Genomic DNA, 11,767 nt, shown 5'->3' with positions numbered 1-11,767 from the left:
TATAAGGGGTATATATCTAGGTTGACTATAAGCGTGTCAACCCCGGGCCAGAGGCAATTTTGTCCCCGCAACGGCAGTTTCATCCAGCACGACATGGCGAAACTGATAGAGCTTGGCCGGGCGCCCGCCCGTATCCAGAGAAGTCTCGCCAGTCTCCTCGACCAGTTCTTGCTGCTCGATGAGCCGGCGAAAGTTAGGCTTGTTGATCAGCCGGCCTGCCAGGGCTTCCACGGTCCGTTGCAGCTGCAGCAGCGTAAACACCGGCGGCATCAGCTCGAAGACGACTGGCCGGTATTTGATCTTCGAGCGCAAGCGCGCAAGGCCCGTGGCCAGGATGCGGCGATGGTCGGCAACCATCGTTGTCCCGGCTGTTGAGTCGGATGCGATCGACCGTTCGTCGCGGGTGGCCTCTGCCACCAGACCCGCCTCGTAAAGCAGCTCATAGCGCTGAAGCGCCAGCTCTTCATTCCAGGGGCGCTCGTCGAGCCCGAAAGCAATGGCAGCCCGCCGCCGCCGCTCACTGCGCGTCGCAGTTTGCTTGGCATCGGCCGCCCAGGCAAGCAGACGCGGCTTCAGAACATCCGCAATCAGTTTCGGTGTTCCGAGGCGGTGGTCCTCCCACGGAAAATAATCGTACCAGCTCCGCCAGGCACAGGTGGATGCGCCGGTGGCATGTTCCTTCCGGGTCAAAGCGAGATAGCTGATGGAAATGACGCGCTGCTGGCGCCCGTCGGCGCGGTCGGCATCAGCGAACGTATAGAGCTGCTCAATATAGCCGAGGGGATGACCAGTCTGCTTCTCGACCCACGCCCTTAGACCTGACTGCAGCGATCGATGCTCCAGCGCGAACGGCCCCGAGGGCAGGCAATCCCCCTGCCCGATGGTGAGGACCGCTGGTTCACCGTCATTGACGGACACGACAACGGCAATCAGCTCCGCTTCGACTTGCTTGGCCTTGGCGGCGGCCCTACCGTTGCGTGTTGCTTTTGGGCGATCTTCCATGGTTGCCTGGGTTGGGCAGAGTTTTCCCTGCGAAACATCCTAATCGATTTAACCAGCGTGTAACAGGCCATTTCGCCTGTCAACTCGGCTGCTCTATGAAAGGCTTAGACCTTCGGTCTACACCCGGCCATGTTTCAGAAGCGACGTTCGCGGCACCTGACCCTGGGGCAGCGCAAGTAAGCCGCGCTCGTGCGGGATCGGAGATCGGCACCGCATGCCCCGCTTTGCCCGTCCACGCAGGCGAGCCATCTTCGTCGATGCGCCGGTCTCGTCGATAAAGACCAACCGTTCGGGATCGAGATCAGGCTGGGCCTTGAACCAGGCGCGTCGCCGCGCGAGCACGTCGGGCCGATCCTGCTCGCTGNTTTTTTTGAAGGTCATCGAGTGACGGTCGAGAAAGCGCCAGATCGTGCTCGGCGCGAACACGACCGCATGCTCCGCCCTGAGAAATTCAGCCAACTCGACCAGTGTGATGTCGTCCTGACCTTCGATCACCGCCAGGATCGTATCCCGGTAGGCTTCGATCCGATGGGAGCGCTTGTCTCCGCCTTGGGGCTTTGCCCGCGTCGCGCCGCTCTCTCGCCATTCGCGGACCCAGCGGACCGCGCTTGCCGCGGCAACACCGAAACGATCCGCCGCAGCCCGCCGCGACAGGCCACTCTCAACCGCTGCGATCACTCGCGAACGCAAATCCTCCGATATGGCTCTAACCATGCCTGCTGGCCTCCATACCCAGCCGACATGATGAATCAGATATTCTCCCCGATGGGAATCCCTNCCGATATGGCTCTAACCATGCCTGCTGGCCTCCATACCCAGCCGACATGATGAATCAGATATTCTCCCCGATGGGAATCCCTAGCGATTCCATCAGGTCAGATTATGCTCTAGCCAAATCCACTGGATTTAATGTCTGCTATCCTTTTTCGGATGCCAGAAGTTGCCGGCCCGCTTCCGGCCCCGTTGCGGTCATTTCTGAACTCCCACACTTTGGCTTTTCCAGCGCTAAACTGGCCTTGGGTGATGAATGGAAACGGTCAGATGTTCCCGGTCTGTGCTCGAAAAGTCGCATAAATGGCACTGTGGAATTGGTGTGATCGCAAAGTCAACCGCTCGCTGATCCGCCGTTAAACTCCAGGATTCCCGGTCCGGTCCGAATGGACAACCTCCCGAAGGCTCACAGCTAGGTGTGCCTCAGGGCGACCAAGCGCCGACCGAGTCGCAGGAACAACGCGATGTCGACGACAACGCCGAGTCGAGGTTCCGCCGAACGGAGCGCTGGTTGAATTGAAACGTTGTCGAACAAAGTGATTGTCGATTGCGGCGCGTTGATCAGCGATGAGCGATAGCAAGGCAAATTGGAGAGGAAAGGATCGTCCCGGCGCAACCCGATTCCCGCAGCGCTATCCCTCGTTCCGTCGACCATCCTGAAGAAGCTCTCGGCATCGCCAAAGGGAGGTCGCTCGCCAAGGCGTTCGCCAGAGCTGGGAGCACATTAATCTGACCGGCATCTACACCTGGGACAGCGAGCAGCATTTGCCGGAAGGCTATAGGACACTGTGCCTTCCGGTGGCGCTAAAGCGTGTCGCATGATGTTCATGATCGGTTCGACCTTAGCGTACGATTTCGAGTAGTTCTTGTTCCGACCCCTAAAGTGGCTTCTCCGACCATGTCGTGCCAGGTAGCCACGGGAAGCTGAGTCATCATCAGGGTCGATTCCGGCGATGCCGCTCCTCGAAGATTTCCAGTAGATCGAGGCGCTGCCTATCGTTTGCGATCTACTTTCCCGCCATGATCCGGCTTTCACGCAGTGCGCCCTGGCGCTTGAGGATTGGATAGGCGATCGCTGCTATATGGGCGTTGATGCACTTAAGATCGCGCAGGATATCGAGATGCAACGAACTGGTCTGCATGCTGTCGATCATACCGTCGCGAAGTCGCGCTCTATGGTTAGCGGCTGACCGCTCCTCGAGATTGCGGATATCGATTTTGGACTCGACCAGTTGGCGGGCTAGTTGCTCATCGCCAGATACCAGGATGCTTTGGGCTAGCCGCAGGTTTTCCAACGTCACGCGATAGAGTTCTTCGATCTCGGAAGCACCCTCGGCCGAAAAGCTCAGCTGATTGCGTATTTTCTTGTCCACGAGATCGCGCAGATTTCTGTCGACGATATCACCAACATGCTCGAGATTGGTGGCATAGCTGATGATCTCGTTCGAACGGTGCTCCTCCCTCTGGTTGAGAGCAGTGCTGTTAAGCTTGGAGAGGTAAAGCTTGACCGCACTATTTAGCCCATCGACCTCGTCATCCATGGCGGCGATCCCCGAAGACCGACCGGTGTCATTTTTTCTCAGCGCCTCAAGATTTGTTTTCAGCATCTCGGTGACGCAATCGCCGATACGTCTCGCGGGCTGCGCCGGCAAGCGCAATTGCCGGCTTGTCGAGACTAACGAGATCAAGATGGCGCGGTCCCCCCTCATTCTCGATTGCTTCCGGTAGGACGTGGCCCATCAGGGAGGACAGCGGGCGAAGGGCCGGTAGCATGATAAGCGCAAGCAGAATATTGAAAGCAATATGCGCATCGACGATGAGCGCGGTGGGTCCATGACTTACGTCCAACAGCAAAAGAGCTGCCGTTTCGATAAACGGTAGGACAACAACGCATCCGATCAGCCGTACCAGCATATTGCCTATTGTCACGCGGCGCGCCAACGCGCCTTGGTTCAAGGTGCCTAGAACGGGAGGGATTGCGCCGCCCAGGTTGGCGCCGAGCACCAGAGCGACCCCGAGCGTGGGTGTAACTGTTCCGCTCGATGTCAGGGACATTGCCAGCAACACGATTGCAAGGCTGGACGATGCCGCGAACGCAAGTACCGCAGCGACAAGCACGGCAAGCACTGGTACGGCGTCCAGTGATGCCATGAGGGCTGCCAGCACGCGAGAATGCTGCATGGGTTCGGTGGCCTGACCGAGAAGCCGCAATGACAACAGCATCAACCCTAGTCCGAGGATGGCGCGTGACAGCCCCTTGGCGGCCTTGGAATGGCTGAAGCTAAAGGCAAACACGCCGACCGCGATCATCAGCGGCGCCAGGAAGTGAAGGTCAAAGGCGAGAAGGCGCGTGACAAAGCTCGTGCCCACATTCGCGCCGAGCATGATGGCCTGAGCCATCATCGGACTCATAAACCCGCTTCCGGCGAATGTGGCCGTCATGAGCGCGGTCGCCGTGCTGCTTTGCAAGGCGAGCGTCGCGAGAAGGCCAACGCCGAAGGCCAACAGCCGGTTACGCGTGCCGGATCCGATCCATCGGCGCAGCTTTACGCCAAACGAGCGGATCACGCCGGTCTTCACCAACCGAAGACCCCAGAGCAGAAGTGCGACTGCGCCAATGAGATCAAGCATTGCCCATCCTGGGAACGGGTCGCAGCACCGTGGGTCCCTCAGAGCCGCCATGCTTTCGCGACCCGGGATATGGAATCAGAACCCACCGGACGTTTGCGTGAATCGGTAGTGTGAAAGGCGAACCAACCGTGTGCACTTCCAAAAGCTCCATTCAAAAATGCGTACGACAACGTTCAGTGACCTTTTGGACGCTTGCGTGTTGCCGAAGTCGAATGGCCAGCTGCGGCAACACTTCATGTTCGGTGCGAAGATCTTTTAACCGCCAATCGCTCCCATCGAAACTCGATGCTCGGAACAGCACATCTGCGCAGTTTTCCAGTCGCATTACACATTTAACCCGGACTTAGATGGCCCCGCCCACGATACGTAACAAATGGAATGCTGCCCAATACGCTTCATCGCTCCAATTGTTTGGAATATAACTCCATTAGCAGACAAATTTCTTGCGGAGGCCTAATCGACTGATATCCCCTAAAACTTCGTCCATCATAACAGGTCGACTCTCGGCAATGCTCTTCAGAGTCGCTTCGATCATCGCGGTGACAACAAGCCCGTCAAATCCAGTTGCCTCCGGACGTGTACCGGCAGCGACGCAGTCGACAAAGTACCTAATTGGCTCGTACTGAAAGCCCCATGCCTTACCGTAGCGAGTCAGTGTTTCCGATGAGAAGGGAGTGTGGAACTTGTCCGTGTAAACCCAGAGATTTGGCTCATTTCTCAGGTCGAGACCACCTTCAGTTCCATAGAGTGTCAGGCGCTGGTCGACCACATTCGAATAGCTCTCGGGAAGAATCCACGAACTCTCAAGTGTGAATACAGCGTCGTTTTCGAAGGTGATCATGGACTGGATGGTATCAAAGCAATCGATGCCACGACCTTTTAGCACTCCTCTTGACCCTTTTGCGTAGACTTCCCGCGGCTCCTCTTGGATTAGCCAGCGTACAACGTCCATCATATGGGGCATAAGAAACCACTCCGGACCAGAACGCGCGCCCCAGCCTAGCATCTTAGTCGGCACCCAAATCGTATCGCTCAAACGCGCGTAGCCCATAACCGATTTTCCAAGCTTTCCGCTCTCGGCATAGCTCTTTGCCCCCATAAACAGAGGATGCCACCTGGCATGAAAATCGACCATCAGCATACCGCCACCTTTCTGCTCAGCGTCGAGAATAGCCTTGGCGTCCGAAACTGTTGTCGCAATAGGCTTCTCGATCAAAACATGCTTTCCGGCATGCAACGCCGCCACGGCCGGATCACGATGAAGATGATCAGGCGTCGCAATCGTCACGACCTCCACATCGGAGGCCAGAACCTCGTCAAGATTAGTCGACCATCCGCAGCCGAAACGCTCAGCGGCGGCCTTCGCACGTGACTCATCGATGTCGCATATGACGGAAAGTTCCGCTGGCGCGTAAGATGTCAGGGCGAGCGCATGATTGGCGCCCCATATGCCCGCCCCAACCACAGCAACTTTGACCGGTTTCAGCGTTTTTGACATCGATGTCGGCTCCGGTTTCGATTTTTGAATATTTGTCACTCGTGGCGTGAGATCGAGCAAGGAGAACATTTCCGCGAGATCTGAGACGACCAACTGTGCGCCTGCCTGTTCCAACATTGCAGCATGATCCGGCCCGCAATGAGAACCGCCGACAAAACCTATTACGCGCATGCCGGCACGCACCCCGGCCGTCACCCCAGCCACACTGTCCTCGACAACGACTGCATCACAGGGTGCAACGCCCATCTCTTTAGCGGCATGTAAGAAGATATCAGGTGCGGGCTTCCCCTGAGGGACCATCGCAGCGCTAAAAATATTCGGCTCGAACGCCTCCAGAAGGCCCGTGATCGCAAGGCCAAGGCGAAGTTTTGCGGGGGCACTGCTTGAGGCCACACAAAATGGGATGCCAAGGCCGGATACGAAGTTGGCCGCACCCTTGATGATCTTCAGTTCGGTATGAAATGCCGCTTCGACATCGTTCTTGATTATATTTTCCAACTCGGCCGGTGGATTCACACCATAGTCAGCGCCAAGGATACGGCACATTTCAACGAAACTTATCCCTGTAAATCGGCGGACCACTTCCTCAACCGGAATGTGGCATCCGATGGTTGCAAGCGCTTCTGACACCACCCTGCAACCCAGGAATTCACTGTCGATCAACACGCCGTCACAGTCAAAAATGATGAGTTTAGCGGGAGGAAAATGAGGCAATGACATTGTTTGTGGCTTTTCTTTTCTTGGCTTGGAAGACCCCTGAGCCAACGCTTCTTTTCGATCTCCGACCTCGTGCAGCATCAGCGACACGACGAGCAAGTGCTTGGCTCTTGGAAATGTTAGAAGATTTGGATTATCGAGGTTGGCGGGCGTGTCTTTGCCAATGCTCCGACCTGACACTCGGCTGATCGTACATAGAACACGGTGAGTCTTCCGCTGGTCGGCATTGCTCGATATCAAACAGAATGCTTTGACTTCAAAGCACGATACGAACCGCCTCATGAAAACTGCGTTGGCTGTTCAGTTGTCGTGAAGCATGCGGACCAGCGGTAGATCCTTCAGTTTATGTCACTTCGGCAGCAATGCACGTGTTTCCGCGGCCATGCTGTCGAGTGTTTGAAGTGCGTCAGCGCCACCGGCGATGCGTGTCATGCTGTCGAGTATGTTACTTGCAATCTTTACACCGTTCTGGCCAGGCCATGCTGCCCACTGGCGGGCGATCGGGATCTGCCGCGAGCTGGTCTCCCAGTTTGGATGAGCCTTCAGGAATTCGCCAAGATATCCTGGTTCAAGAGCTTTGGTGTTTGCAGGCATGTATCCGGTTGCTTTGGTCACGATAGTCTGGCCCGCAGGCCCAGTCGCAAACTTGATGTATTCCCAAGCGGCCTTTTGCTTTTCAGAATCCTGTGTGGTGATAACGGCAGCCATGCCGCCTGTAGGTAGTCCTGCCTTTTTGGGGTTCGCGAGAGGCATAGTAGAAGTCTTCATCACGAATTTATCCCCGATCTGTTTCTCGAAGGTGCTGATGATCGAAGGCGAAGTAAAATAGATCCCTAGAGTTCCGGCCACGAATTGTTGACGAGCAGCGCGTGACTCGATCGCCTTTTGTTTTCCTTCCGTGAAGAAGCGCTTAAAAAGCGTGATCGCTGCCTTCCCTTCGGGACCGTCAAAAGCAACGTCCTTGCCATCCGGCGTCAAGAGTTCTCCGCCTTGATTGAAGATGAGGTTTTGAAACATCCAGTCATCATCGCCGACATCGTAATACATCCCATCCACGCCACCGAGTGAGGAGATTGCACCAGCCAGCTTTATCAAACCATCCCAATCGGTTGGAAGCTTGTCAGGGTCCCCTCCGGCTTTCTTTACGAGGTCTGTATTGAAGAACACGATTGGGGTCGAGGTTGCATAGGCAATCCCGTATTGTGTGCCATCGACCTTCGCAAGGGCCAGCAGACGATCGGAATAACCGAGGTCGGCGAAGTTGGGCTCAGCTTTAATGAACGGTTCCATGGAAACAGCGATATTGCGTGCTGATAGTTCGGAGATCTTTTGCAGTCCCGATATAAAGATATCTGGGAGGTCTTTAGTTATTGATTGCCGAAGCACGGTTTGAAGCGCTTCCTCGTAGTCGGATGCCGGAGCTCGAAAGGTAATTTTGATATCCGGGTGCTTGGCCATGAATTCATCAGCGATTGCTTGGTGAAAGGGCTGATGTGAGGGATAGGCAAACTGAACCTTGAGCTCTGTTTGCGCAAGTGCTGGAGAGGCGGCAAGAGATGCAAGGGCGAGCGAAATCAAGCTAAAAAGTTTCATGAGTTCCACCTTTATGTTGAGGGTTTATTTCAGGCCAGTGACTGTAAGCCCGCGAATGAACTGTGCTTGGGCAAACAGGAATGCTAGAACTAGAGGCGCGATGACGATGGTGCCTGCGGCCATGAGTGCACCGATATTTCCGCCCGCCTGGCTCGATTGACGAAACATCATCAGTCCAAGAGGTGGCGTTGCGAGATTTGGGTCAGTTATGACGATCAACGGCCAGTAGAGATCGTTCCAATGACCCACCACAGAAAAGATGGAGAAGGCGGCGATCGCGGGCCAGGATGAAGGAACAACAATCAGCCAGACGATCCCCCATTCGGAGTAACCATCCAAACGAGCTGCTTCTATGATCTCATGAGGAAAAGTCTTGAAGAACTGCCGAAGCAGAAAGATGCAAAAAACAGAGATCGAGAAGGGTATAATCAACGCTGTATAGGTGTCTAGAAGACCTACGTAAGCGAACGCGATGTAAATCGGCAGTGCGGGCACCTGGATAGGGATCATCAGTCCAAGCAGCACCAAGGACATTAGGATGCCGCTTCCACGAAAGGGAATTTTGGCAAGGGCGTAGGCACAAGGTGCCGCAATGACGACCTGGATGACCAAGATGGAGAGCGAAACAAACGCGCCATTGAGCATCAATCTTAGTAGCGGCGCGTCAGTGAAGGCTGAAATGTAATTAGCTGTTGCACCCCACTTCGACGGGAGCAGATGAAAATCTGCCGTAAATACTTCGTCCGGCGTTTTAAGTGATGTGATTACCATCCACACGAAAGGCATCAGCATGAAAGCGGCGCCGGCGAGCAAAATCGAATGTGCCACTGCACTAGCAAGGAGGGATCGGTTCTGTACCATCAGTAGTGAACCTTTCTGTCAGAGACCCGCATCTGAAGGAGGATCAACGTTACCGTAACGGCGAGAAAAGCGACGGTAAGAGCCGACGCGTAGCCTGTTCGAAAGTAGCGGAATGCTTCGAGATAAATTGAGTAGAGGATAACCCCTGTGGATTTATCTGGCCCGCCTTGAGTAATTACGGCTACGGACTCGAAGATGCGAAGTGAGTTTACCGCAGTCGTAAGCGTTACGAACAACGTGGTCGGTCCAAGTAGCGGCCAAGTGACGGTAAGAAAGCGATCAAGTCCACCATCGGCCCCGTCGAGGGCCGCCGCCTCGTCGATCTCACGTGGGATCGAGCCAAGTCCTGCGAGAAAAAGAATTACATTGAAGCCAACAGATTGCCAGATGCCGATGATCGCCAGCGAAACCATCGCCCAGTTCGGATCAGCGAGGAAACGTACCGGCTCTAATCCTAGGGATGTCAACAAGTGGTTCGCTAGTCCGAACGTGGGATGTAGGATGAATTCCCACACGGTGGCCATCGCGACCAATGTTGCTGTAACAGGAAGAAAGTATGCGACTTTATAGAAGCGCGTCATGAAACGCCTGCGCTCTAGAAGCAGCGCGACTAAAAGCGCCATGAAGATCGAGCCAGGAACAACGATCGCGACGTATAGAGCCGTATTTCGAACCGACTGCCAGAAGATACGGTCCGACACCATGTCCAAATAGTTTCCCAGCCCTACAAAGTGCAGTCCCGGCATTCCGAGTTCGTAATCTGTGAATGAAAGCAGGATTACAACGGCGGACGGCACGAGGGAAAAGGCGAGGAGAAGGATTGTCGCTGGCATCACCAGCGTTGGAACGGAAAGGAACCCATGCCGAGCGCCGGCAAGGTTGTTGCTTGTGATATTTGCGCTCATGCCGCAGCCCGCCTTTGAACGCGGACGCGCATCCCGTCCTTTCCGAAAACGAAAAGTTTTGCAGGATCGATCTGGATATGAATTACATCGTCCGGAAGAAGAGCCGATGCTTGGCTTGGTTCAACGCGAACGATGACGGGCGCCGGCGCCCCGTGCAATAAGACGTGGATAAAGGCTTCCGCGCCAAAACGCTCGCACAGCAGCACACGGCCAGACAAGTCCGATACCGCTGCAGACGCCGCAGGCGCGCAGGCTTCCGGGCGGAAACCGACTGTGAGCTCGGAGCCGCTTGCGGCAATCGTCCCGAGACCATCATCAATCAGCCGGCCCCGTGGTCCGCCGAGGATTAACGCAAGCGGTAGAGTGTTTAGACCTGGATTGGAAATGAACTGCGCGACCTTTAGATGATCCGGATTGTCATATACGGCATCCGGAGTTCCGACCTGAAGAATCTGGCCAGCAAACATGACAGCGATCCGGCTCGACATGGTCATAGCTTCGGCCTGATCATGCGTTACATAAATCAGGGTCACGCCGAGGCGCCGGTGCAACTGCACCAACTCACTGCGCATGTGGACCCGCAGTTGCGCGTCCAGATTGGAAAGGGGCTCGTCCAGGAGGAAAACCTGCGGCTTGCGGACGATCGCGCGGCCAAGGGCGACACGCTGGCGCTGTCCACCAGATAGTTGAGCAGGTTTCCTTGCGAGGAGATGGTCGATTGCAAGTGATCGGGCGGCGGCTTCCACTTCGGCTTTGATGTCAGCCAGTTTTTCGGATGCCTGCGGCATCAGTGAGCCGATCAACGGAAGTCTTTGCAGGCGCCCGAGTCTCCTCATCCGCAGAGGCACGGACATGTTCTGTGCTACAGTCAAATGAGGGTAAAGCGCATAGTTTTGGAAAACCATCGCCACGTCGCGTTGCTTGGGCGGGGCTTTGGTTACGTCATGACCAGCGATTGAAATGTCGCCTTCGGACGCTGTTTCCAGGCCGGCGATTAGTCTCAATAAAGTGGATTTACCGCAGCCGGATGGTCCCACCAATGTAAGAAATTCGCCGCGCCTGACCTTCAGGTCGATCTTGCCGAGCACCTTTTGCGCTCCGAATGACTTGACGAGCCCTTTAACGTCTATCGCGGTATTATCCACTTCGCAGATCAATCTCGTATCCCTTTTATTTTGGCCGATGGACAGACGCGCACGTTCGACTCTCAGAGCTGCCTCATCATGTGATGTTCTGCGACATAGTAATTATCGATCTTCAGCGAGCGCCTCTCGAAGCCAAAATCGCTGAAACCAGCTCTCAAATAAAGGCGGCGAGCCGCTTCATTCGTCTCAGCCACCGTAAGGCGAAGCTCTTCAATCATGCCTTCGCATTGCGCGAAAAGCATGTTCATCAACATGTCACCTAGGCCGCATCCTCGAAATTGCGGCCGTATGAATACACCCCAGACTACGCCCTTATGGCGCTGCTTGGTCGATTGCACTCGTTCGACCGCTATGATGCCGCTCAGCTCAAGGCTTGGCGTGTTAGCGCCAATGACAATGTTGTCGCTTAGCTTAGCTTAGCTTCAAACCATTCGAGAGGCCGCTCCGCTTCCTCGTGATAGGATGAGCCGAAAGATTCGGGGTGCAGTTGAAGCCCAAGCAAACGTGCGTCCCGAAACGGGTTAGCGTCTGACGCGTGAAGGCGCCTAAGCGTCTGACCGTGTTTCATCACACTGTCACTCCGGAAAGTTATTGGTGAACCACTGATCTAATCCGTTACCAGTTCATGGAATATAACTCCACAG

At 55.4% G+C, this 11,767-nt stretch carries 8 protein-coding genes and 1 pseudogene; all 9 read right to left on the bottom strand.

Annotated elements, in window-relative coordinates; genetic code table 11:
- Positions 1-36: 36 nt before the first annotated feature.
- Positions 37-1,002: a membrane protein gene (locus X742_RS145290; RefSeq protein ID WP_023693539.1), complete on the bottom strand. Its 966-nt coding sequence runs from the start codon at positions 1,000-1,002 to the stop codon at positions 37-39.
- A gap of 117 nt (positions 1,003-1,119) precedes the next feature.
- The gene (locus X742_RS1000000172965; protein WP_084569622.1) at positions 1,120-1,716 is read right to left on the bottom strand and encodes a helix-turn-helix domain-containing protein; all 597 of its coding nucleotides are present in this window, start codon (positions 1,714-1,716) and stop codon (positions 1,120-1,122) included.
- A gap of 1,064 nt (positions 1,717-2,780) precedes the next feature.
- Positions 2,781-4,404, bottom strand: a pseudogene (locus X742_RS01000000170550) (Na/Pi cotransporter family protein).
- Positions 4,405-4,831: 427 nt separating this feature from the next.
- Positions 4,832-6,709: an HAD-IA family hydrolase gene (locus X742_RS145305; protein ID WP_245275608.1), complete on the bottom strand. Its 1,878-nt coding sequence runs from the start codon at positions 6,707-6,709 to the stop codon at positions 4,832-4,834.
- A gap of 258 nt (positions 6,710-6,967) precedes the next feature.
- Positions 6,968-8,212 carry an ABC transporter substrate-binding protein gene (locus X742_RS145310; RefSeq protein WP_023774318.1) on the bottom strand — a complete coding sequence of 415 codons (1,245 nt, stop codon included), beginning with the start codon at positions 8,210-8,212 and terminating at the stop codon, positions 6,968-6,970.
- A 24-nt stretch (positions 8,213-8,236) separates the two neighbouring features.
- Positions 8,237-9,040 (bottom strand): carbohydrate ABC transporter permease, encoded by an 804-nt coding sequence (locus X742_RS145315; protein WP_348524186.1) that lies wholly within the window; start codon positions 9,038-9,040, stop codon positions 8,237-8,239.
- Positions 9,041-9,072: 32 nt separating this feature from the next.
- Complete coding sequence (locus X742_RS145320) at positions 9,073-9,978, bottom strand: sugar ABC transporter permease (RefSeq protein ID WP_023774316.1); 906 nt, start codon at positions 9,976-9,978, stop codon at positions 9,073-9,075.
- Complete coding sequence (locus tag X742_RS145325) at positions 9,975-11,135, bottom strand: ABC transporter ATP-binding protein (protein ID WP_023774315.1); 1,161 nt, start codon at positions 11,133-11,135, stop codon at positions 9,975-9,977. The genes X742_RS145320 and X742_RS145325 overlap by 4 nt, the downstream gene beginning before the upstream one ends.
- Before the next feature lie 50 nt (positions 11,136-11,185).
- The gene (locus X742_RS1000000172960; protein WP_348524187.1) at positions 11,186-11,476 is read right to left on the bottom strand and encodes a GNAT family N-acetyltransferase; all 291 of its coding nucleotides are present in this window, start codon (positions 11,474-11,476) and stop codon (positions 11,186-11,188) included.
- Between the last annotated feature and the right edge of the window lie 291 nt (positions 11,477-11,767).

Origin of the sequence: Mesorhizobium sp. LNHC229A00, assembly GCF_000502415.1 — a bacterium.
Taxonomy (GTDB): domain Bacteria; phylum Pseudomonadota; class Alphaproteobacteria; order Rhizobiales; family Rhizobiaceae; genus Mesorhizobium.
Note: the sequence above shows the minus strand (reverse complement) of the source record. Positions and strands in the feature narration are given on the sequence as shown.

Bases quoted from the DNA above. Each gene is read 5' to 3' on its own strand.
- X742_RS145310 (WP_023774318.1), bottom strand. From the start codon at position 8,212: ATGAAACTTTTTAGCTTGATTTCGCTCGCCCTTGCATCTCTTGCCGCC.
- X742_RS145320 (WP_023774316.1), bottom strand. From the start codon at position 9,978: ATGAGCGCAAATATCACAAGCAACAACCTTGCCGGCGCTCGGCATGGG.
- X742_RS145290 (WP_023693539.1), bottom strand. From the start codon at position 1,002: ATGGAAGATCGCCCAAAAGCAACACGCAACGGTAGGGCCGCCGCCAAG.